This is a genomic window from Vibrio zhanjiangensis (genome assembly GCF_030161235.1).
Taxonomy (GTDB): domain Bacteria; phylum Pseudomonadota; class Gammaproteobacteria; order Enterobacterales; family Vibrionaceae; genus Vibrio; species Vibrio zhanjiangensis.
Window position 1 is genome coordinate 35,982 of sequence record NZ_BSPW01000004.1, and the last position, 20,975, is coordinate 56,956.

Sequence of the window (20,975 nt, forward strand, 5' to 3'; positions counted from 1 at the left end):
CCTTATTGGTTAAGCACCAAATTGTGTGATCTGATAAAAAGGCACGCTGCCTACACCTTGAACATTGACCTGTGCAGAACCACCAGAGCTTGGTATACGTACTTGCTGCACCTCACCTGCAAGCAATAGATTGGGCTTAGACTGGCCATCTTGAACTTGGACTGAGACTGTGTATTTCCCCGGTTGAAGACCAAGCTTGTCAGGGTCAATGGCGAAATCCACATCACCGGCAGGGTGTGCTCCCAAAGGAAGGGGCGTGACTTGACCAAACTCATCAGTGATCATCAGATTGACTTGACTTGACGGGTGCTGCAGCTCTATTTTTCCTTTCTGCTGTCCATCAGATAGGTCAAATTCACTCGACGAGACATAAACCGTTTGACCAACAAGTCCCGCGGTGGAAAGAACCTGCATATTATCAAGCAGCACCATATTATTTTTCATCATCGACGCCATATTCTCCGTGCTTTGGACTTGAGAGAACTGTGCTAACTGACTGACATATTCGGTACCATCAAGTGGATCTAGCGGGTCTTGGTTTTGTATTTGCGCCACCATCAAACTAATGAATTCGTTTTCAAGTGAGGTCGCGCTGTTGGCATCTTGCAGATTAGTTGCCACACCGTTTGAATTGGATACTGATCCTATTGGCGTATCAAAGTTTAGAGCGGTATTGGATGCAATCGTCATTAGCGGCCCTGCCCCAGCTTCAGCAACCCTTGTTGCATGCTTTTGACGTTCGCTAACACTTCAACATTGGTTTCAAAACTGCGTGTCGCCGACATCATGTCAGCCATCTCTGCCACAACATCAATATCGGGGTAATAGACATAGCCTTGTTCATTAGCCAGTGGATTGGTTGGTTCAAAACGTTGCTGCGCTTCACCTGAGCTCTGCACAACATCAACAATTCGCACTTCTGCGTTGGGGTAGCTGTCTTTGCTCATTGTTAGCTGTGTTTTGTTATAAACCGTTGCAAAAACGGGTTTTAGGGCTTTATAGGTATCTGAGGAATTTGCTGAAGCCGCATCAGCGTTGGCAAGATTACTCGCCACCGTATTCAGCCTGACCGTTTGAGCATTCATCGCCGACCCTGCGATCGAATAAATATCGGTAAATGACATAGTTAACGTCCCTCAATCGCTTTAGCTAGCCCTGAAAACTTCATGTTCAGAAAAGTCAGGCTAGTTTGAAAATCCATGTTGTTTTGAGCAAACTTTCCTTGCTCAACGCCAAGTTCCACCGTGTTACCATCTTTGCTGTTCTGATATGGTATTGAATACATGGAAGAGACCAGCAACTTGGGGCTACTCTTGCTGACTCCTTGTGATGACATACGATCCATCACTGTGGTAAAGCTAAGATCACGAGACAAGTATCCCGGTGTATCAACATTTGCTAGGTTGCTGGCCAGTACTTTGGTACGCTGAACTCGAAAATTCAGAGCGTCGGGATGAACTCCTAACGCATTGTCAAATGAGATAGCCATTTCTGTTTCCTTATGCTGTCGGCTCAGATAACCTTAACTAAAACAAAATACGTGCCATAAAAATAAACACATAAAAACAATGACTTATAAAGAAAAAAGGAAGTGCCACTTCCGGATCACGGAAAGCTATAGACGCAGGGGAAAAGTGAACATTTCCCCTTTGTTACATGCAGTGATGTTGATTTTTACTCCGTCACTCAATGCCTCCTCAACAAATGAAAATGCACCAACTTCGGCGATTTATCAGGCCGTTGAGCAAGACTTTCAAACTCAGGTCGAGAACCAAGCCATCGCGCGCAAATGGGGAAAATACACACTTGATTTTCAGATTCGAGTACCCAGCTCCGCTGAGCATTTACCACCTTGCCCTAACACCCTGACCATTTCTGGAGCAGACAGTAAAACGCTGCCTGTAGGAACGCTCAAACGTTCAGTAAGCTGCTTGTCTACCTCGGTCGACTGGCGAATCAATGTCACTATCAAAGCCGAATTAAGCCTTAAATTAGTCGTAACCAATACGGGAATTCGCCGCCAACAAACCATTACAGCGAATGATCTAAGACTCGAATGGCGAACACTGAATAAAGATCAAGAATTTTTCACCCAACTCTCCCAAGCAACAGGGAAACAAACGTTACGACGCATTCGTTCTAGCCAAATACTCGATCCTCGTCAGCTCGAATCACCACCACTAGTAGAAAAAGGAAATCAAGTCGTTATCAAAGCCTCAAAGAACGGGTTTGCTGCTACCACTCAAGGGGTGGCACTAGAGGAAGGAGCTTTAGGACAACAAATCGAGATTAAAAATACCTCCTCGGGGAAAGAGATCAAAGCGGTAGTAACAGGACTGAACCAAGTAGAAACTCAATTTTGATTTTGGGCTGAGGGTATCATTTCTATTGTTTTCACCTCGCCAAAGCAAGCCTAAGTCAGTTAGAACTAAAAAGTGCTAATCACACTTAATCGGCGGCATACTATGGTCGCACTGTACCTGTAACCATGACAAATAAGGACTTAACTGATGAAAATCGATAAAGTTGCAGGTGGGCACGTCACCCAAAGTAGCTTAAACCATGCGCCGCAAAAAAAACCTGTATCGGTTAGTGTGAAATCAACGCCCTTAGCTCAGGTTGAGGTCAATATTACAGCGATTGAGCAAGCACAAGCGGATATGCAGCGACTATCTGACGTAGACTTAGCAAAAGTCGCCAAAGTGCGTGATGCTTTGGCAAAAGGTGAACTATCACTTGACACTCAAGCTCTATCTAAAGCAGTACTTCAGTTCCATACTGGGCACGATTAATACGACTGAGGAGAGGACAAATGTCATCCAAGACTTCACATTTAATTCAGAGTTTCGTCAATACATTAGTCCAAGACATACAGTCATATCAAAAACTAGAAACGCTACTAAAGCAGCAAAAACCACTGTATTTTACTTTTGAAGTCGACAAACTTGAGCATAATATTGCTCGGCAGCAACCTCTGCTTCACCAGTTGCAACAACACGCGCACCATCGCAGTCAAATAATGGCAAGATTAAAACTATCTGCAGATCACATTGGTATAGAGCGGCTCTTTTCAGCGCTTCCTCCACCAGCGGGTGAAAAAATTCGTCATCTTTGGTCTCAGTTAGAAAAGTTGGTCAAATGCTGCCAAGCTCTAAACCAAGAAAATGGTCAAACAACGGCTAATTTTCATGAGCTTGTCAGTTCATTAAACTGCTCTGAACAACATACATATACCGAAAAGCCTGCGGGATAATCCATCAAGCATGGCGCGAAAATGCATTCAATCACTGGCTAAGTTACTGATCATAGGTTGTTGTTACGCGAATCCTGTCCATGCCTCACCGCAAGCATCAGATGTTGCCATTCAATCGCAGATTTTATCGCCATACAAAAGTCAGATAGAATCACGTTTAAACAGCAACCAAAACCTGATATCTGATATCGCGAGCCAGCTTACCACACACTCGCTACCGATTGAGTTTGTTCTCATTCCCATGTTGGAGTCCTCTTACGACCCCTTAGCGATATCTCATGCCAATGCTGCGGGACTATGGCAGCTAATGCCCAGCACTGCCAAGCGTTTTGGGCTTGAAGTTTCTGACTCGCAAGACCAACGATTCCATGTTCAGGCAAGCACAAATGCTGCCATTCTCTATCTGCAGTTTTTGTACACTAAATTTGGTGAATTGTCGCTTACATTAGCCGCCTATAACTCGGGCGAAGGAAGAGTGTCTCGCGCGATCAACCAAGCGGGCAGCAGAGAATTTGACAAACTCCATTTACCTGCTGAAACGCGCCAATATGTGCATCGGTTTTATGCATTGAAAAAGCTGATAGCAATTGAACAATGGGTTAAAAAAACCAACCACTTTTATTTATTTGGCCAGCATAATACATTGCCTTTGATTAACCTTTCCCCTCTTCCTCCGCTTGTGACACTTTAACCTAGGCAATCGTTGGTCTTTGGTGGCTATTTTTATATTCCTTACTGCTATAAAAACAGCATTTTGAGATTAATTCGTTCTTTAATGTCGAGTATTTAGTGCTATTTGAACCAGTTCATCTGCAAATTACCGCCAAAAGTGACAAGATCCCGTATAATTTTTATTCAACAATACAAAACCCTAGCTTTCGTTGGTTGTTATTGACTCAGCAAAGCTGGATAATATCGGGATCGGAATCTCTTAAATACATAACTATGACCGAATATGTTTTGTTGTTGGTCGGCACAGTGCTGGTTAACAATTTTGTACTGGTAAAGTTTTTGGGATTGTGTCCTTTTATGGGCGTCTCAAAAAAACTGGAAACAGCAATAGGTATGGGACTGGCGACGACCTTTGTCCTAACCTTGGCCTCAGTGTGTTCGTATCTCGTTGAAAGCTATATCCTCGTTCCTCTGGATATAGAGTATCTTCGTACCATGAGTTTCATCTTGGTGATTGCCGTGGTGGTACAGTTCACTGAAATGGTGGTGCATAAAACCAGTCCCACACTCTACCGGCTCCTTGGCATATTCTTGCCTCTTATCACAACTAACTGCGCTGTACTTGGCGTTGCCCTACTTAACATCAATGAAAATCATAATTTCATTGAATCAATCATTTATGGCTTTGGGGCCGCTGTCGGGTTTTCTTTGGTTTTGATACTGTTTGCATCAATGCGCGAGCGCATTAACGCCGCGGATGTCCCCACCCCGTTTAAAGGTGCATCCATTGCCATGATCACCGCAGGCCTGATGTCATTGGCATTTATGGGCTTCACTGGGTTGGTAAAACTCTAATGAGCGCGATCATGATTGCTATTTTAGCGCTTGCGGCACTTGCCGCTGTATTTGGTGCCGTGCTCGGCTTTGCTTCAATCCGCTTTAAAGTCGAGGCCGACCCCATTGTCGATCAGATTGATAGCATTTTGCCTCAGACTCAATGTGGTCAATGTGGTTATCCTGGTTGTCGTCCATACGCAGAAGCCATCGCCGGTGGGGACGCGATTAACAAATGTCCACCGGGTGGGCAAGCGACCATTGAAAAATTGGCTGATTTAATGGGCGTTGAAGTCACAGATTCTGCTCATGATCTGGAAAACAATGTTAAGACTGTCGCTTTTATCCACGAAGATATGTGTATTGGCTGCACTAAGTGTATCCAAGCGTGTCCTGTCGATGCCATAGTCGGCGGCACAAAAGCGCTGCATACTGTCATCAAAGAGGAATGTACTGGATGCGATCTTTGCGTTGCTCCCTGTCCAACAGATTGTATTGAAATGATTCCTGTAGAGACCACTACAGCAAATTGGAAGTGGCAACTCAACGCCATTCCTGTTGTCGATATTACCCATTCTGCTAAAACGCAGAATAGCGTGAATTAAGGACTGGTATGCTGTCACTCATCGAACAAATTAAATCGGGTGCTCTATGGGATTTCCCTGGGGGAATACATCCACCGGAAAATAAAGCCCAATCAGTAACAGAATCCATTGTATCAGCAAGTATTCCAAGAGAAATCGTCTTACCTATCAAACAGCACATAGGTAAACCCGGTCAGATCATTGTCAGTCAAGGTGATAAGGTACTAAAAGGTCAGGCTCTAACCAGATATGATACGAGCTTTATGTTACCAGTTCATGCGCCAACTTCAGGGATCATCTGCGCAATCGAGCCTCGCACCACAGCGCATCCTTCAGGATTATCAGAGCTGTGTATCGTGATTGAACCTGACGGGCAAGATGTTTGGATCGAACGCGAAACAAGAAAAGAATTTACTGACTACACAGCCGATGAACTGATTGAGATCATACGTCAAGCAGGAATATCAGGGATGGGGGGGGCTGGTTTTCCTACCGCTAAGAAAGTTCAGGCTGGACTAGGACGTACTGAAATATTCATCGTCAACGCAGCCGAGTGCGAACCTTATATCACAGCTGATGACATGCTGATGCAAACCTTTGCAGACGAAGTGATCAAAGGTATCGAGATTGTTGAGCATATCCTAAAACCTAAACTCACCATCATAGGAATTGAAGACAATAAACCAGCCGCCATCAAAGCGCTAGAACAAGCTGGTGAGCATAAAGATATCGTCATTCGTGTCGTACCAACTAAATACCCTTCTGGTGGTGAAAGGCAGCTTATTAAGCTACTCACTAATAAAGAAGTTCCCGAAAATGGTATTCCAGCAGATATTGGCCTTTTAGTGCAAAATGTTGGCTCACTTCAAGCTATCAAACGTGCCATCTGCGACGGGGAACCTCTCATTGATCGTATTGTTACTCTGACTGGTAATACATTTCAGCAACCCAGAAATGTCAGAGCACTCATTGGCACACCAATACAAGCTCTATTAGACGAGTTTGGCTATACCGCTGACAAAAAACTCCCACGCCTTATCATGGGCGGTCCTATGATGGGCTTCACTCTGCCTCATTCGAATGTCCCTATTACCAAAACGACCAACTGTATTCTTGCACCGACAGTTAAAGAGATCTCAACAACACAGAATGAAATGTCCTGTATTCGATGTGGCCAATGTGCTGAGGTTTGTCCAGCTTCCTTGTTGCCTCAGCAACTTTATTGGCACTCTAAAGCAGAAGAATACGAAAAGTGTGAAGATCTCAACCTCAAGGATTGTATCGAATGTGGCGCTTGTGCCTTTGTCTGTCCAAGTGAGATTCCCTTGGTGCAATATTATCGACAATCCAAAGCCGAAATTCGCACTAGAAAAGAAGAAGCGCAAGCCGCCGAACGAGCAAAAATACGCTTTGAAGAGAGAAAGGGTCGCTTGGAACGCGATAAAATTGATAGAGAAAACCGCTTTAAGAAAGCCGCTCAAGAAAGACGCAAAGAAATTAAAGACTCTGATGGAAAAGACACAATCGCAGCCGCTATCGCCCGAGTGAAAGCACAAAAATCAGAGTCAGTATCAGACGAGCCAACTGTCAAGCCAGCCGTTGCTGCCGCGATTGCCAGAGCCAAAGCCAAACAAGCAGCTGCAAAAGAAGCAGGTCAATCTGAGCCCGACAATTCAGAAATGATTAAGCTGCGTGAAGACCGTAAACGCCTTGCTCGCGAGAAAAAAGCCCAAAGGTCCGATCTCGCTGAACAATTGGACGTAAAACCTGCACCCGCTGATGACGATCCGAAAAAAGCCGCCGTTGCTGCCGCGATTGCCAGAGCCAAAGCGCGTAAAGCGGAACAAGCCAAGACCACTGAGCAATCGGACATAGAACCTGTGCCTGCTGATGACGATCCGAAAAAAGCCGCCGTTGCTGCCGCGATTGCCAGAGCCAAAGCGCGTAAAGCGGAACAAGCCAAGACCACTGAGCAATCGGAGGTAAAACCTGCACCCGCTGATGACGATCCGAAAAAAGCCGCCGTTGCTGCCGCGATTGCCAGAGCCAAAGCGCGTAAAGCGGAACAGGCAAAAACCACTGAGCAATCGGACATAGAGCCTGTGCCCGTTGATGACGATCCGAAAAAAGCCGCCGTTGCTGCCGCGATTGCCAGAGCCAAAGCGCGTAAAGCTCAAAACCAACAGAACCATAAACTTGAGGAGGACGAGTAGTGGCCTTTTTTATTGCCAGCTCACCCCACGCCCATAGCCGAAGAAGCACCCCTGATCTTATGAAATGGGTGGCCTTGTGTGCCCTACCGGGCTTATGTGCTCAGACATATTTCTTTGGCTGGGGTACTCTAATTCAACTCATTTTTGCCATCCTAGTAGGCTTAGCTCTTGAGGCTGGTGCAATGATGGTCCGCAGACGTCCACCTATGTCAGCTCTGCGTGACAACAGTGCTATCGTCACGGCTTGGCTGCTGGCCATCGCTATTCCTCCCCTGTCTCCTTGGTGGCTAATCGCCATAGGGCTTGTCTTCGCGATCCTTGTAGCTAAGCACCTCTATGGGGGGATAGGCCAAAACTTATTTAATCCTGCCATGGTTGCCTATGTCGTGCTACTGATCTCCTTCCCAGTACAAATGACCAGTTGGATTGCACCTGCTGAGCTTCAACCTTCAAGTGTATCGCTAGGTGATGCACTTTGGCTTATTTTTACTGGATTCAACCTTGATGGGTTATCTCTTCAACAGGTAAGAACAGGAATAGATGGCTTAACGATGGCCACACCGCTCGATGCGTTTAAAACTGCCCTACATTCAGGAAATACGGCTTCTGAAGCTCTCTCTCAACCTCAATTTACCGGCTTAGCTGGTATAGGATGGGAGTGGGTCAACTTGGCCTACCTGATTGGCGGATTATTGTTAATCAAGTTGAGAGTTATCAACTGGCATATACCTGTCAGCCTATTGGTAAGCTTACTGGTTATCAGTACTTTATTTAGCTTATTTGCACCCGGTGAAACAGCCTCACCAAGCCTTCATCTCTTATCCGGTGCAACCATGCTGGGAGCATTTTTTATTGCAACCGACCCCGTTTCAGCTTCCACTACAGTCAAAGGACGGCTAATTTTCGGTGCTTTCATCGGAACAATGGTCTTTATCATTCGAACTTGGGGCGGTTTTCCTGATGGCGTAGCCTTTGCTGTATTACTCGGCAATATGTGTGTACCACTTATCGACTATTACACCAAACCACGAACTTACGGACACTGAGGAGCAAGATGTTAAACGCTATTCGAAAAAACGGAGCTATACTCGCCCTGTTTGCTTGTGCCTCAACAGGTGTGGTCGCGCTTACTCACTACTTAACCAAGCAGCAAATCGGCCAACAAGAACAAGCTCAGCTCTTGTCGGTCCTCAATCAAGTGATTCCTGAAAACATGCACGACAACAACCTTTATCAATCGTGCACTTTAGTCAATCACCCTGATTTAGGTACCGACTCTGATATGCCCGTTTATCTGGCAAGTAAAGATGGTCAGCCCACGGCCCTTGCTATCGAGGCGATTGCGCCAGATGGCTATAATGGAGCAATTAAGATCATCATTGGCATGAAACACGATGGTACAATTCTCGGCACGCGAGTGCTAAATCATCAAGAAACACCGGGATTGGGTGACAAAATTGATTTACGCATAACAGACTGGATCCTAAGCTTTAGCGGTAAAAAAGTCACACAAGATAGTGAGTCTCAGTGGAAAGTACGCAAAGATGGTGGGCAGTTTGATCAATTTACCGGAGCCACGATCACACCGAGAGCAGTAGTAAAAGCGATTAAAAAAGCGGCTCAGTTTGTCAATAGCCATAGCGATGAGATTCAGAACCAGCCACGAAATTGTGGAGAATAATATGAGCGAGCATAAAACACTAATCAAAAATGGTATGTGGGATAACAACCCAGCATTGGTTCAGCTACTTGGATTGTGTCCTTTACTCGCGGTGTCGTCTACCATCACTAATGCGCTGGGTCTAGGTATCGCAACCTTGCTAGTCTTGGTCGGCTCGAATGTTATCATCTCCCTAGTTCGAGAATACGTACCAAACGAAGTACGCATTCCTATCTTTGTTATGATCATTGCCGCACTCGTGACTTGCGTGCAGCTGTTGATGAACGCCTACGCCTACGGCCTTTTCCTTTCTCTTGGTATCTTCATTCCCCTTATCGTTACCAACTGCATTATCATTGGCCGAGCAGAAGCCTTCGCATCAAAAAATGACGTATTGCCTGCGGCCCAAGATGGCTTTTGGATGGGGCTAGGTATGACAAGTGTGCTTGTTGTTCTGGGTGCAATGCGTGAAATAATAGGTAAGGGTACCTTATTTGATGGTGCAGACTTACTACTAGGAAGCTGGGCAAGCGTATTGCGAATTGAAATTTTTCAATTCGAAACCAGTTTCTTGCTTGCCTTACTGCCTCCTGGTGCTTTTATCGGGGTTGGACTACTCATCGCGCTAAAAAACGTCATTGATACACGACAAAAGGCTCGTCAGCCCAAACCACAAAAACCAACCATTGAACGAGCTCGCGTTACCAACCAATAAATTCTGGTTGATCCACTGGAAGACATCATAGCAATGAATAAACAAAAACGACTACAAATACTGGAGCGCTTGCGGGAAAACAACCCTAATCCGCAAACTGAACTAAACTGGAGCACACCATTTGAGCTTCTTATTGCCGTACTCCTCTCAGCACAAGCAACCGATGTCAGCGTCAACAAAGCGACCGATAAACTTTACCCTGTCGCCAATACCCCACAAGGTTTATTTGATTTGGGCGTAGACGGCGTGAAGCACTACATAAAAACCATAGGTTTGTTTAATTCAAAGGCTGAAAACGTAATCAAAACATGTCGCATCCTGCTGGACAAACACAATGGTGAAGTGCCTGAAGACAGAGCGGCTCTTGAAGCTTTGCCCGGCGTCGGGCGAAAAACCGCCAATGTTGTTCTAAATACGGCGTTTGGCTGGCCGACTATTGCAGTCGATACCCATATTTTCCGCGTATCAAATCGGACCAAGTTTGCCATAGGGAAGAACGTTGACCAAGTGGAAGAAAAACTGCTTAAAGTGGTACCCAAAGAGTTTAAACTTGATGTGCATCATTGGTTAATCCTTCACGGCCGCTACACTTGCGTAGCGAGAAAACCCCGCTGTGGCAGCTGCATTATCGAGGACTTATGCGAATTTGATGGCAAACAAGACCTGTAAAGCCTGACTTTCATCATGGCGTTAATTAATGCCGTAAATTCGTTCGCCTTCTCAACAACGCAAATTGCTTACCTATTAAGGTGAAACAGGAACTTTACAATTCAGTCAAGGCATAGCGTAGCCAAGTTAATTGGCTGCGACGCTGCTCGTTGACACGCAAAATATCACCATCGCTCAACATATCAAATCGCAGCAACTTAACTTGCTGCACTTTCGCGATGACGCCGCCCCCCCTTCCTAGCTCTATATCTTTCAAATAGCAACGCACGTAAGCGCTGGAACAAAGTTTTTAAACGCTGCATTTACATTTTTTACATATCACACAATATTTAATCATTTTTAACATAAATGATACATTGCTCCATTATTGTTAATTTTGTTATTTACGGGAGGGCAGAGTTATGTGAACACTATTGACTCAATTAACAGTAGGAGTGTGATCTATGCGAAAATCTAATACTTATAAAGTTTTGATACCATCCACGCTTTCCGTGCTTGTTTCCATTCTGTCAGCAAGTGCACAAGCTAAGATTTATCCTGACCAGTTAGTGCTTGATCAACTGGGTGAAGATGTCTGTCGTTCCGGCTATCGACCGATAGACCGCTATGAAGCATCTGAACAAAAAGACTACATTGTTTCTCGCATGGGTCAGTGGCAAATCTCTGGGTTAAAAGATAATTGGGTGATCATGGGGCCTGGCTACCATGGCCAAATCAAGCAGGATAATCCCAATGACAGCACTTGGTGTTACCCCAACGATGCTTTGTCTGAAATTCCAACCTACTCCTCGAAATCCATTCCAGAAGGTGATGAAGTCGACATTCAGTATGCTCTGGTCACCAATCACTCTAACTTTGTTCGTCCCTTGAGCTACCTTGCGCACTACCTTGGTTATGCTTGGGTAGGCGGCAACAATAGCCCATATGTCGGCGAAGATATGGATGTTAGACGTCAAGGTGACAGCTGGGTGATTCAAGGTAATAATGGCGGATCATGCGACGGCTATAGATGCGATGAGAAAACCAAGATCACTGTCGATAATTTTGCCTATACCCTTAACGACAGCGATTTCTGGCACGGCAATGTCACCGAATCTGATCGTCAGTTAGTAAAAACCGTGACAGCGGTTGCTCGCAACAACAGTGACATCCCACAGCAGGTGGTAGTGGATCTGAAAGTGGACGAATCAACCAATTGGTCTAAAACCAATACCTATGGTTTTGCTCAGAAGGTATCGACAGAAAACACCTTTAAGTGGCCTTTAGTCGGTGACACCAAGCTGACGATTACGCTCGAAGCTAATCAGAGTTTCGCCAACACTAATGGGGGCTCTACTAGCGAGCAGGTGACGCTTCAGGCAAGACCTACGGTGCCCGCCAACTCTGAGCTTCCAATTCGTGTCGAGCTTTACCGTTCTAGCATTTCTTATCCATACCGATTTGGCGCAGATATTAGCTATGACGTCACCTATAATGGCTTCTTGCGCTGGAGTGGCAACGCTTGGAATTCTCACCCAGACAACCGTCCATACTTAGAACACACTTTTACGATGGGGCGTGCTAGTGAGAACAAAGCCGATATCCGTTATCAATGGGATCACCGCTATATTCCTGGTGAAGTGAAATGGTGGGATTGGAGCTGGGCCATTAATGAAAATGGTTTAGGCAACATGCAATACGCAACAGGAGCAAGCCTACGTCCGTTTTATTCTCATGTTTCCGGTGATTTCTACGCAGAATCGCAATTTGCTGGCACCATAGAGATTGGTCAAGCCACACCGATAAGTAGCCGCGTCAAGCGCTCTGCGGAAGCCTTGGTTACTGAGCAAATTGGTGACATAGAAGTCACCACCAACTTTGATGCGCAAGAACTTGAGGCTCTTGGTTTTGGTGATGCTCAGCTGACCATTACACCGGCTAAATAATTTGCCCGTACTCCGAAACACAAAACCTACCCTTCAGTATCACTGGAAGTTGTAACCTCTAACAGAGCAGCATTGCTGCTCTGTTCATTTGATTCTGTTGCAAATACAGTTAAACTCAATACACTTTGTCTTTTGACATCATTAAGCGCTAGCTATCGAGCATACTAACGCGTAAATCGATTCTGTCTTATCATCATTCCCAAGCAACTTTGTTACTGCGCTGACTACCGAGGCAAAATGGCGCGACACGGTACTTTGGCTCACCAATGAAAAGACTTCCTTAAAAGTAGTTGATAATAAGACATTATTTAGATTGAAATTTCGCCCATTTAATTTAGAAGCGGAATTTGAAGACAAGGTTTATCCATGAGTTAAGTTAGGAGAAGATAACAATGTCAAACGGACGTATTTTACACACCATGCTACGTGTTGGTGACCTAGAGAGATCAATTGAGTTTTACACCAAAGTGATGGGCATGACACTTCTGCGTACAAATGAAAACAAGCAATACGAATACACACTTGCATTTCTAGGTTTTGGTGATGAATCTGAGGGTGCCGTCATTGAGCTAACTTACAATTGGGGAACCACTGAATATGATCTAGGTTCTGCATTTGGTCATATTGCTATTGGCGTTGATGATATCTATACCACCTGTGACACTATCAAAGCGGCTGGTGGTAATGTTACCCGTGAACCTGGGCCTGTAAAAGGTGGCTCAACACATATTGCCTTTGTCAAAGATCCTGACGGCTACATGTTAGAGCTTATCCAAAACAAACAAGCCTCTGCTGGTTTGGCTGGATAACTAGCGCAATTAAAAAAGGCAGCCATCGCTGCCTTTTCCTCATCTGTAGAGTCGCTACTAGACCTGTGTTCTACCCAAAGATATTACTACTCTGCGGTTTTTATCTTTTCCAAGCGGTGAGTTGTTATCGGCTACAGGGCGACGTCGACCGTACCCTTGCACTTGAATCCTATCTTCAGGTAACCCTAAAGACTGGAAATACCTTTGCAGTACTTCTGCTCGTTGCTCAGACAAATTTTGACTGACACTTTTGCTGTCTTCATTTCCGGTATAGGTCGACACCAAAACCAAATCGATGTCCTGATTGTGCTTTATGTATTCAGCGATCTGAGCCAATCTCTTTTGTGATGCCTTGCTTAGCTCAACACTCGAACGATCATAGTGCAAGATGGTGAAGGCAATATCTTCAAAGCTATACGGCAACAAGTTGGCGATACATTCACTAAACGCATTGTAGGAGTTTTGAAACAAAACCGATGACAGAGCAACTTCAATTCGTTGATCGCGACTTTGCCATTCTTGATAGCTAAAAGTAGGGTAGCGCCCTTTTTCCAATTCAGTCAAAAGACTCCATGCTGTCTGACCATCAACAAAGCCATCAAACTGTTGGAAAAACTGAATGTTGGTAATGCGCTCTCCCCTATCACCGGGCCGCCAAGCTGGAGGCTGAGAGACCAAAGAAACATCACGAGTTTTACCCATAGGGCGCTTCATCTTTAACTCAAAATCAAGATTAATTTTCTTACTGGCATGAGAAGAAAAAACCGCATCTCCGTAGTTTGGAATTGGGTGTACCATACGGCATTCAAGTGGAGTGTTGGTAATCATTTGCCACTTCGACTGTTCAGGCCTAGCAACATAATGTACATCCATTGCCAACACCGATGTGGCAATAGAGGTCATCGCTAAAACTGCTAAGTTAGTGGCTAACCGTTTCTTCATCGCTCAGTAACTCTCTTACATAATACGGCCTGTTATTGCCGCCAATACAACTACAGCAGAAACAATGCAAAATTCTCGCCAAAATATATATGGCAACATTTAATCGAATCGACCAAGCTCATGAGTGATTATGAGGTTTTTCTTATCTCAAGAATCTGTAATAATGCCGACTTTGTCACATAATATTAGGCCAACATGAGTGCAGAAAACCAAGCATTGACGCTTAAAAAACGCTTTCGCGGGTACTTTCCCGTTGTGATAGACGTTGAAACCGCCGGATTTAACGCCCAAACAGATGCCATGTTGGAGATTTGCGCCGTCACTCTAGCCATGGATGAAAAGGGTGATCTCAAACCTGCATCGACCATACATTTCCATGTTGAACCCTTTGAAGGGGCAAATATAGAGAAAGAAGCGCTCGATTTTAACGGTATTCACGATCCATATAGTCCTTTAAGAGGCGCCGTACCTGAATCCGAAGCACTCAAAGAAATATACAAGCTTGTACGCAAAGAGCAGAAAGCAGCAGACTGTAACCGTGCGATCATGGTTGCCCATAATGCCACTTTTGACCACAATTTCGTTATGGCTGCCAGCGAGCGTAGCAAGCTTAAACGTGTCCCTTTTCATCCCTTTGCCACTTTTGATACCGCCACTCTAAGCGGACTTGCCTATGGCCAGACCGTTTTAGCCAGAGCGTGCAAAGTCGCAGGTATGGATTTTGACAATAGAGAAGCCCACTCTGCGCTATATGACACACAAAAAACAGCAGAGTTATTTTGCGGCATCGTCAATAAATGGAAAGCACTTGGCGGCTGGCCGATTGCAGACGACGTTGCTGAAAACGATAAATAAAAGTAAACACAACAAACGAGTAAACTATGAATCCTGTAGTAATTTCTGTATGTATCATGCTGCTTCTAGCACTGATGCGCGTAAATGTCGTGGTTGCCCTGACATTTAGTGCCATTGTTGGTGGGCTGGTCGCAGGCATGGGCTTAAATGACACCGTCGCTGCTTTTGAAAGCGGCCTAGGCGGTGGTGCAACCATAGCGCTTAGCTACGCGATGCTGGGCACCTTTGCCGTTGCCATCTCTAAATCGGGTATCACCGATTTATTGGCCAATAGTGTGATTAAACGCATACATGGTAGAGAAAACGGTGCCGCGTCGACTGGACTAAAATACGCCGTCCTAGTAGCACTAGTACTTGTTACTATGTCCTCACAAAACGTTATTCCTGTCCATATTGCATTTATTCCGATTCTAATTCCGCCATTACTTGGTGTCTTTGCCAAGCTCAAACTTGACCGTCGGATGATTGCCTGTATCTTAACCTTCGGTCTAGTCACTCCTTACATGGTACTTCCGGTTGGATTTGGCGGCATCTTCTTAAACAACATCTTGCTCAAAAACCTCCATGATAACGGCCTTGATTCAGTGACCGCAAGCCAAGTACCCGTCGCAATGTTACTTCCTGCAGCAGGCATGATCTTTGGTCTATTAGTCGCTATTTTCTTTAGTTACCGCCGCCCTCGCCACTACCAAGAGACGGAGTTAACTCATGTTGAAGAAAAGACAACGTCAATCAATAAGAAAAACATCCTGATTGCTGCTGCTGGCATTTTGGCGGCGCTTTCTGTTCAGTTGACCACGGGTTCCATGATTATCGGCGCATTAGCTGGCTTTATGGTCTTTACTTTTGGTGGTGTCATTGCATGGAAAGAGACCCATGACGTGTTCACTAAAGGTGTGCACATGATGGCAATGATTGGTTTTATTATGATTGCCGCTGCCGGGTTTGCCGCCGTAATGAAGCAAACTGGTGGTGTCGAATCTTTAGTTGAAGCCCTATCTACCAGCATTGGCAACAATAAACCTTTGGCTGCGTTACTCATGTTAGTTGTCGGTCTTCTTGTGACCATGGGGATTGGATCGTCTTTCTCAACCATTCCTATTATTGCAACTATCTATGTACCATTATCAATTGCTTTTGGCTTCTCACCAATGGCGACGATAGCATTGGTTGGAACAGCCGCAGCCTTGGGGGACGCAGGCTCGCCCGCTTCAGATTCAACCTTAGGCCCAACGTCAGGTCTAAATGCGGATGGTCAACATGAGCATATTTGGGAAACCGTAGTGCCTACCTTTATTCACTACAATATCCCTCTCATCGTATTTGGCTGGATTGCCGCAATGGTTCTCTAACCTAAACAATAAAAAAGCTGACCCTAAGTCAGCTTTTTTCATTCTCAGCACTCGGTATTGTTAGTCAGTGTGCTTATCCGCAACGGCTGACAAGACAGGAACCATATCTTTCAACAATTTCTCTTCTACTGGTTTACCCGCAGAATTCGTTACATTGATCGATGTACGGTTACCTAAATCCCCAAATAGGAAAGTATATTTGCCCGCCGGCAAGTTGATTGGCTTAACACCAATTTGAGTCCAGAACTCATCATTGGGCTCAGCATATTTTGCTTTTACTGTGCCTTGAGACTGATTTCTATCCTCGATAGTAAAACCCATTGCTGGCAATAGCTTAGGCAAACGAGACCAAAGTACATTGTATGGGGATCGCGCAATGATCACAGGGAACCCACTGCGATCCGTACCCATAGTAATTGGAATATTCTTAACCAATGCCTCTGCTCGACGCTCTGCTTCTTGACGAGCTTCAAGATCGTAACGAGCCGTCACCAAATTGGTCATTAAGACGTTGTAGCGCTCTTTGTTCGTCAAAGAGACCGGTTTGCTTTTTCCCGCTTCACGCCAATCAATCAGAGAAATCTTAAAACCATAGCGGTTATTGGCCGCCATCTTTGTGATTTCATAGCGTGAACCAATTTCTCCATCTTCATCTTCAGAAACCCATGTGACCCAATCAGTTTCGATACGATCATCACTTTGCTCACGGATAGCGACTTTACGTTCTTTCAGCATAGTTTGAACTGTTTGCCAGACCTTATCCTGCTCGTCTTTTTTGAGCAACCAGAGTATTACCTCACCTGCATGGCGTTCAGTGCGAGCTCCTGGGATCAGCTCAAGTACCTGCTGAGGAGGCCTGATATCAACATCTTTACCTATGCCACCGGAAAATTCTCCCGATGGTATTTGATAGTTAGGGTAAGTTCGGATTTCCGCACCGGTCACTTCTTTCCATTCAGTCAATGGCTGAGTATTTAGGTAGTCAAAGTCATCTTTAGCTTGACGGCGCTGAGTCGCACTGCCAGAGCAAGCACTCAAAACAAAAACAGCTAGCGAACTCACGACTAGCTGATGAGACAATTTCATTGAAACTCCTGATAAGTAAATGCCGAAGCAATCTTCGGCAATTCATATTAATTTAGTCGATACGCGCATCTGCCATGGCTTGCATCACTATTGGGCGAGCTGATTCCGATAATTCGGTTAACGGCAAGCGTAAATCACCACATTCTATCAAGCCCATTTTATGTGCCGCCCATTTCACTGGAATCGGACTAGACTCAACAAACAAGTTTTTATGCAAAGTCATCAAGCGTTGGTTAATCGCTTCAGCCTCCTCGAAGTTACCTTCAAGCGCAAGTTTCATCATTGTTGCCATATCCGCTGCAGCAATATTGTTCGTTACAGAGATCACACCCTGACCACCACGCTTAACAAACTCCAAGCCTGTCGAATCATCACCACTTAGTAAGATAAAATCTTTGCCACAAAGTTCACGATGAATGTCAATTCGGCTTAAATCACCTGTGGCATCTTTAAGTGCTACGATGTTTTCAATTTCAGCCAAACGAGCCACCGTTTCAGGCAGCAAGTCAACCGCCGTTCGACCAGGGACATTATACAGAATTTGAGGGACATCACTTTCTTCTGCAATGGCTTTATAGTGTTGATACAAGCCTTCCTGAGTTGGTTTGTTGTAATAGGGTGTGACACTTAAGCAACCTGAAATACCTGAATTGTTAAGTAGCCTACTGAACGTGACCGACTCATGTGTCGCATTCGCGCCTGTTCCGGCAATGACAGGTATGCGCCCATCGGCAAACTCTACTGTCTTACTCACAACCTTGACATGCTCTTCAACGGTTAAGGTTGCCGATTCTCCTGTTGTGCCAACAGCAACTATGCCTGTTGAGCCTGCTTGAACGTGAAAATCGACCAATTTCTTCAGGCTAACATAGTCAACTTCGCCATCATGGGTAAAGGGGGTAATTAGCGCTACAATACTTCCCGAAAACATGTCTTTCTCCCGAATATAGATACTGATTGCATGTTACTGTAAGGCGATTAAGAAACACAAGGGATTAAAGCCGCTTAAATCACCTATTTGAATGAATATTTACCAGATGTTAGAACTTTGCCAAATTAAGCTCGCAATCGGTGTCAGACCAAGGTCATAAATCACATTTTTCTCTAGTATAACTATGCTAAGCTATTTGATTAACAATCATAACAATAACTCATTAGTGATATTATGACTCAACATCTTGTGATAACAGCGGTAGGCACAGATCGACCAGGGGTATGTAACCACGTTGTACAACTGGTCACAACGTCTGGATGTAATATTGTTGGTAGTCGCATCGCTCTTTTTGGCAATGAATTCACCTTGATTATGCTTGTTTCTGGCAATAACGCCAACATTACTCGTGTAGAGACAAGGCTGCCATTACTGGGTCAAGAGCTTGATCTGATTACGATAATGAAACGTACTTCTGAGCATACTCAGATGGATAGCTCTTATCATGTAGAAGTCTTCGTAGAGTCAGATGATAAAGTCGGTATCACGGAGAAATTCACTCAGTTTTTTGCCGATAGGAGTATAGGACTTTCGTCATTGAGCGCGCAAACCATACCTAAAGATAAGACCCAATCTGAAAACAACCAATTTCATATTGCTATCACTGCAAAAGTCGATGCCCACTATAACTTAATGCAATTAAGCGAAGAGTTTGAAAAGTTATGCGCAAGCCTTGATGTGCTGGGCTCACTCAATTTCATCAAAAACAGTCAATAGAAGGAAAATCAATGAACACGCTAACTGCTGGCGCTAAGGCCCCTGCTTTTTCACTGCAAGATCAAGATGATAAAACAGTTTCACTCAGTGACTTTGCAGGTAAAAAGGTACTGTTTTATTTCTATCCAAAAGCAATGACTCCAGGGTGCACAGTTCAAGCACAAGGTTTACGTGACGTAAAAGCAGAATTAGATAAGCATAATGTCGTGGTACTCGGAGTCAGTATCGATCCCGTCAAACGTCTGGGTAAATTTATCGAACGGGACAACCTCAACTTCACTCTACTCTCGGATGAAGATCATGCAGTGGCTGAACAATTCGGTGTCTGGGGTGAGAAAAAATTTATGGGTAAAACATTTGATGGCCTGCATCGCATCAGCTTCCTGATTAACGAAGAAGGTATCATTGAGCATGTGTTTAATAAGTTCAAGACCAAAGACCACCATGAAGTGGTGTTGGACTACCTAAACAGCAAGTAATGCCCATTTTACTAAAACAGCCAGTCACTATCACTGGCTGTTTTGTATCATAAATAAAGGCCTAAAAGTCCAGTAATCACTGACTAAATTCTGGAATAATATGCTGGCCATATTGGGCAATGATGTTCTCTTCGTCACCGTTATCCAGATAGATATTAAACTGAGTGACGCCCACTTCTTCAAGCTGCTTAATTTTAGCGATATGGTCATCTGGGGTGCCCAGTACAGAGAAGCTTTCGATAATGTCATCGGAGATAAACTCCAGATAAGGATTGTCGCTTTGCCCGTGTTTAGAGTAATCGTAACCTTTACGCTTTTCTATGTAGTCAGTCAGACTCTTGGGAACTAACCCTGAATCAGTGCCATACTGCTCTACAATATCAGCAACGTGATTTCCTACCATAGCCGGGAACCAGCGCGTTTTATCCAAACACTCTTGTCTGTCGCCAAAGTAAGCGGGAGCCGCGGCCTGAACTTTAAAGTGACTCATGTCCTTGCCTGCTTTCTTTCCAGCTTCTAGCGTTTGGTCCGTAAACCATTTCACTAAACTTGGCTCCGCAAGCTGAAGGATTAAACCATCGCCATGCTCACCTGCTGTCGCCAGTGCCTTTGGCCCGTAGGCAGCAATCCATACCGGTAGATCGTAACCGACCGCCCAAGGGAATTTTACTTCCGAAGCGCATTCATCATAGCTTACTGACTTTTCCCCTTTGACCATGGCTTTTACTTTATGGGTAAATTCCACTAAGCGAGCTAACGGCGCTGGCTTTTTGCCCATAACGCGCATCGAGGAGTCACCACGTCCTAAGCCAAGATCAAAACGCCCTTCACTTTGCAGCGCTAAACTTCCGTACAAGCTCGCGGCTAAAGACCAATCTCGAATATTGGGGTTGGTCACGCATGGGCCAAAACGCATGGTTTTGGTGTGCTCCATACACATAGCCATCGCCACAAAAGACTCACGCCACAGTATGTGTGAATCATAAAACCAGCAGTAGCTAAAGCCTGCCTCCTCCGCTTGACGAACCAAATTTCGCGCACGATTTGGGCTGACAAAGCCTTTAAAGGTAATTCCAAATTCCATCTTCTGTTTCCATCTATGATCAAATTAATGAACAGGCGGCGCAATCATTACGCCAGCATGAGTAAAGGGCACTTTGTCATTACTGAGGGATCTTGACGGGATAAATACCATTCGACTCTGTCGTATCCTTACATT

General features: G+C 44.9%; 25 protein-coding genes. 17 read left to right on the forward strand and 8 right to left on the reverse strand.

All coding sequences use genetic code 11. The annotated features are described in order from the left end of the window. Nucleotides 1–9: 9 nt before the first annotated feature. From flgD to flgB, 3 genes are read right to left on the reverse strand one after another with little or no spacing between them, the layout of a single operon-like run. Entirely contained in the window at nucleotides 10–690 is a 681-nt protein-coding gene (gene flgD / locus QQK21_RS00890; protein ID WP_284190318.1) for a flagellar hook assembly protein FlgD, read from the reverse strand. Further along, entirely contained in the window at nucleotides 690–1,124 is a 435-nt protein-coding gene (gene flgC / locus QQK21_RS00895) for a flagellar basal body rod protein FlgC (protein ID WP_284190319.1), read from the reverse strand. The genes flgD and flgC overlap by 1 nt, the downstream gene beginning before the upstream one ends. A 2-nt stretch (nucleotides 1,125–1,126) precedes the next feature. Then, nucleotides 1,127–1,489: a flagellar basal body rod protein FlgB gene (gene flgB, locus QQK21_RS00900; RefSeq protein WP_284190320.1), complete on the reverse strand. Its 363-nt coding sequence runs from the start codon at nucleotides 1,487–1,489 to the stop codon at nucleotides 1,127–1,129. Nucleotides 1,490–1,634: 145 nt separating this feature from the next. Between flgB and flgA the strand changes: the two genes are divergently transcribed. From flgA to nth, 11 genes are all read left to right on the forward strand, one after another. Continuing rightward, nucleotides 1,635–2,363 (forward strand): flagellar basal body P-ring formation chaperone FlgA, encoded by a 729-nt coding sequence (gene flgA / locus QQK21_RS00905; protein ID WP_284190321.1) that lies wholly within the window; start codon nucleotides 1,635–1,637, stop codon nucleotides 2,361–2,363. Between the two features lie 147 nt (nucleotides 2,364–2,510). Further along, nucleotides 2,511–2,792, forward strand: coding sequence for a flagellar biosynthesis anti-sigma factor FlgM (gene flgM / locus QQK21_RS00910; RefSeq protein ID WP_284190322.1), 282 nt, complete (start codon nucleotides 2,511–2,513; stop codon nucleotides 2,790–2,792). Between the two features lie 20 nt (nucleotides 2,793–2,812). After that, a complete protein-coding gene (gene flgN / locus QQK21_RS00915) occupies nucleotides 2,813–3,253 on the forward strand; it encodes a flagellar protein FlgN (RefSeq protein WP_284190323.1) in 441 nt (146 codons plus the stop codon). 10 nt (nucleotides 3,254–3,263) lie between these two features. After that, the gene (locus QQK21_RS00920; protein ID WP_284190324.1) at nucleotides 3,264–3,944 is read left to right on the forward strand and encodes a lytic transglycosylase domain-containing protein; all 681 of its coding nucleotides are present in this window, start codon (nucleotides 3,264–3,266) and stop codon (nucleotides 3,942–3,944) included. A 254-nt stretch (nucleotides 3,945–4,198) separates the two neighbouring features. After that, a complete protein-coding gene (rsxA, locus tag QQK21_RS00925) occupies nucleotides 4,199–4,780 on the forward strand; it encodes an electron transport complex subunit RsxA (RefSeq protein ID WP_284190344.1) in 582 nt (193 codons plus the stop codon). Continuing rightward, the gene (gene rsxB / locus QQK21_RS00930; RefSeq protein ID WP_284190325.1) at nucleotides 4,780–5,364 is read left to right on the forward strand and encodes an electron transport complex subunit RsxB; all 585 of its coding nucleotides are present in this window, start codon (nucleotides 4,780–4,782) and stop codon (nucleotides 5,362–5,364) included. Before rsxA ends, rsxB begins: the two co-directional genes overlap by 1 nt. An 8-nt stretch (nucleotides 5,365–5,372) precedes the next feature. Further along, the gene (gene rsxC, locus QQK21_RS00935; RefSeq protein WP_284190326.1) at nucleotides 5,373–7,556 is read left to right on the forward strand and encodes an electron transport complex subunit RsxC; all 2,184 of its coding nucleotides are present in this window, start codon (nucleotides 5,373–5,375) and stop codon (nucleotides 7,554–7,556) included. Beyond that, nucleotides 7,556–8,602 (forward strand): electron transport complex subunit RsxD, encoded by a 1,047-nt coding sequence (rsxD, locus tag QQK21_RS00940; RefSeq protein WP_284190327.1) that lies wholly within the window; start codon nucleotides 7,556–7,558, stop codon nucleotides 8,600–8,602. Before rsxC ends, rsxD begins: the two co-directional genes overlap by 1 nt. An 8-nt stretch (nucleotides 8,603–8,610) precedes the next feature. Further along, nucleotides 8,611–9,237, forward strand: a complete 627-nt coding sequence (gene rsxG / locus QQK21_RS00945; protein WP_284190328.1) for an electron transport complex subunit RsxG — start codon at nucleotides 8,611–8,613, stop codon at nucleotides 9,235–9,237. 1 nt (nucleotide 9,238) lies between these two features. Beyond that, nucleotides 9,239–9,931: an electron transport complex subunit E gene (locus tag QQK21_RS00950; protein WP_284190329.1), complete on the forward strand. Its 693-nt coding sequence runs from the start codon at nucleotides 9,239–9,241 to the stop codon at nucleotides 9,929–9,931. Between the two features lie 33 nt (nucleotides 9,932–9,964). Further along, a complete protein-coding gene (gene nth, locus QQK21_RS00955; RefSeq protein WP_284190330.1) occupies nucleotides 9,965–10,600 on the forward strand; it encodes an endonuclease III in 636 nt (211 codons plus the stop codon). Nucleotides 10,601–10,694: 94 nt separating this feature from the next. Here nth and QQK21_RS00960 read toward each other — a convergent pair whose 3' ends face one another. Next, entirely contained in the window at nucleotides 10,695–10,856 is a 162-nt protein-coding gene (locus QQK21_RS00960; protein WP_284190331.1) for a hypothetical protein, read from the reverse strand. 187 nt (nucleotides 10,857–11,043) lie between these two features. Here QQK21_RS00960 and QQK21_RS00965 point away from each other — a divergent pair, with 187 nt between their 5' ends. Next, entirely contained in the window at nucleotides 11,044–12,525 is a 1,482-nt protein-coding gene (locus QQK21_RS00965) for an aerolysin family beta-barrel pore-forming toxin (RefSeq protein ID WP_284190332.1), read from the forward strand. Between the two features lie 392 nt (nucleotides 12,526–12,917). Next, entirely contained in the window at nucleotides 12,918–13,334 is a 417-nt protein-coding gene (gene gloA, locus QQK21_RS00970; protein ID WP_284190333.1) for a lactoylglutathione lyase, read from the forward strand. A gap of 57 nt (nucleotides 13,335–13,391) precedes the next feature. On the opposite strand, the gene motY is transcribed toward gloA, so the two are convergent. After that, complete coding sequence (motY, locus tag QQK21_RS00975; RefSeq protein ID WP_431313092.1) at nucleotides 13,392–14,237, reverse strand: flagellar protein MotY; 846 nt, start codon at nucleotides 14,235–14,237, stop codon at nucleotides 13,392–13,394. Between the two features lie 234 nt (nucleotides 14,238–14,471). On the opposite strand from motY, the gene rnt reads away from it, so the two are divergent. Continuing rightward, the gene (gene rnt / locus QQK21_RS00980; RefSeq protein WP_284190335.1) at nucleotides 14,472–15,131 is read left to right on the forward strand and encodes a ribonuclease T; all 660 of its coding nucleotides are present in this window, start codon (nucleotides 14,472–14,474) and stop codon (nucleotides 15,129–15,131) included. A gap of 26 nt (nucleotides 15,132–15,157) precedes the next feature. Further along, nucleotides 15,158–16,483 carry a Na+/H+ antiporter family protein gene (locus QQK21_RS00985; protein ID WP_284190336.1) on the forward strand — a complete coding sequence of 442 codons (1,326 nt, stop codon included), beginning with the start codon at nucleotides 15,158–15,160 and terminating at the stop codon, nucleotides 16,481–16,483. 60 nt (nucleotides 16,484–16,543) lie between these two features. On the opposite strand, the gene bamC is transcribed toward QQK21_RS00985, so the two are convergent. After that, entirely contained in the window at nucleotides 16,544–17,569 is a 1,026-nt protein-coding gene (bamC, locus tag QQK21_RS00990) for an outer membrane protein assembly factor BamC (RefSeq protein WP_284190337.1), read from the reverse strand. Between the two features lie 52 nt (nucleotides 17,570–17,621). After that, nucleotides 17,622–18,500, reverse strand: coding sequence for a 4-hydroxy-tetrahydrodipicolinate synthase (gene dapA, locus QQK21_RS00995; RefSeq protein WP_284190338.1), 879 nt, complete (start codon nucleotides 18,498–18,500; stop codon nucleotides 17,622–17,624). Nucleotides 18,501–18,734: 234 nt separating this feature from the next. On the opposite strand from dapA, the gene QQK21_RS01000 reads away from it, so the two are divergent. Both QQK21_RS01000 and bcp read left to right on the forward strand, forming a co-directional pair. Beyond that, nucleotides 18,735–19,277 carry a glycine cleavage system transcriptional repressor gene (locus tag QQK21_RS01000; RefSeq protein WP_284190339.1) on the forward strand — a complete coding sequence of 181 codons (543 nt, stop codon included), beginning with the start codon at nucleotides 18,735–18,737 and terminating at the stop codon, nucleotides 19,275–19,277. 11 nt (nucleotides 19,278–19,288) lie between these two features. Then, the gene (gene bcp, locus QQK21_RS01005) at nucleotides 19,289–19,756 is read left to right on the forward strand and encodes a thioredoxin-dependent thiol peroxidase (RefSeq protein WP_284190340.1); all 468 of its coding nucleotides are present in this window, start codon (nucleotides 19,289–19,291) and stop codon (nucleotides 19,754–19,756) included. Nucleotides 19,757–19,832: 76 nt separating this feature from the next. Here bcp and QQK21_RS01010 read toward each other — a convergent pair whose 3' ends face one another. Beyond that, nucleotides 19,833–20,840, reverse strand: coding sequence for a TIGR03842 family LLM class F420-dependent oxidoreductase (locus tag QQK21_RS01010; RefSeq protein ID WP_284190341.1), 1,008 nt, complete (start codon nucleotides 20,838–20,840; stop codon nucleotides 19,833–19,835). Nucleotides 20,841–20,975 lie beyond the last annotated feature (135 nt).

What these genes read in the sequence shown, in the direction of transcription:
- flgD (WP_284190318.1), bottom strand. Translation starts at nt 690, where the DNA reads ATGACGATTGCATCCAATACCGCTCTAAACTTTGATACGCCAATAGGA.
- flgC (WP_284190319.1), bottom strand. Translation starts at nt 1,124, where the DNA reads ATGTCATTTACCGATATTTATTCGATCGCAGGGTCGGCGATGAATGCT.
- flgB (WP_284190320.1), bottom strand. Translation starts at nt 1,489, where the DNA reads ATGGCTATCTCATTTGACAATGCGTTAGGAGTTCATCCCGACGCTCTG.
- flgM (WP_284190322.1), top strand. Translation starts at nt 2,511, where the DNA reads ATGAAAATCGATAAAGTTGCAGGTGGGCACGTCACCCAAAGTAGCTTA.
- flgN (WP_284190323.1), top strand. Translation starts at nt 2,813, where the DNA reads ATGTCATCCAAGACTTCACATTTAATTCAGAGTTTCGTCAATACATTA.
- QQK21_RS00920 (WP_284190324.1), top strand. Translation starts at nt 3,264, where the DNA reads ATGGCGCGAAAATGCATTCAATCACTGGCTAAGTTACTGATCATAGGT.
- rsxA (WP_284190344.1), top strand. Translation starts at nt 4,199, where the DNA reads ATGACCGAATATGTTTTGTTGTTGGTCGGCACAGTGCTGGTTAACAAT.
- rsxB (WP_284190325.1), top strand. Translation starts at nt 4,780, where the DNA reads ATGAGCGCGATCATGATTGCTATTTTAGCGCTTGCGGCACTTGCCGCT.
- rsxC (WP_284190326.1), top strand. Translation starts at nt 5,373, where the DNA reads ATGCTGTCACTCATCGAACAAATTAAATCGGGTGCTCTATGGGATTTC.
- rsxG (WP_284190328.1), top strand. Translation starts at nt 8,611, where the DNA reads ATGTTAAACGCTATTCGAAAAAACGGAGCTATACTCGCCCTGTTTGCT.
- QQK21_RS00950 (WP_284190329.1), top strand. Translation starts at nt 9,239, where the DNA reads ATGAGCGAGCATAAAACACTAATCAAAAATGGTATGTGGGATAACAAC.
- nth (WP_284190330.1), top strand. Translation starts at nt 9,965, where the DNA reads ATGAATAAACAAAAACGACTACAAATACTGGAGCGCTTGCGGGAAAAC.
- QQK21_RS00965 (WP_284190332.1), top strand. Translation starts at nt 11,044, where the DNA reads ATGCGAAAATCTAATACTTATAAAGTTTTGATACCATCCACGCTTTCC.
- gloA (WP_284190333.1), top strand. Translation starts at nt 12,918, where the DNA reads ATGTCAAACGGACGTATTTTACACACCATGCTACGTGTTGGTGACCTA.
- motY (WP_431313092.1), bottom strand. Translation starts at nt 14,237, where the DNA reads ATGACCTCTATTGCCACATCGGTGTTGGCAATGGATGTACATTATGTT.
- rnt (WP_284190335.1), top strand. Translation starts at nt 14,472, where the DNA reads ATGAGTGCAGAAAACCAAGCATTGACGCTTAAAAAACGCTTTCGCGGG.
- QQK21_RS00985 (WP_284190336.1), top strand. Translation starts at nt 15,158, where the DNA reads ATGAATCCTGTAGTAATTTCTGTATGTATCATGCTGCTTCTAGCACTG.
- bamC (WP_284190337.1), bottom strand. Translation starts at nt 17,569, where the DNA reads ATGAAATTGTCTCATCAGCTAGTCGTGAGTTCGCTAGCTGTTTTTGTT.
- dapA (WP_284190338.1), bottom strand. Translation starts at nt 18,500, where the DNA reads ATGTTTTCGGGAAGTATTGTAGCGCTAATTACCCCCTTTACCCATGAT.
- QQK21_RS01000 (WP_284190339.1), top strand. Translation starts at nt 18,735, where the DNA reads ATGACTCAACATCTTGTGATAACAGCGGTAGGCACAGATCGACCAGGG.
- bcp (WP_284190340.1), top strand. Translation starts at nt 19,289, where the DNA reads ATGAACACGCTAACTGCTGGCGCTAAGGCCCCTGCTTTTTCACTGCAA.
- QQK21_RS01010 (WP_284190341.1), bottom strand. Translation starts at nt 20,840, where the DNA reads ATGGAATTTGGAATTACCTTTAAAGGCTTTGTCAGCCCAAATCGTGCG.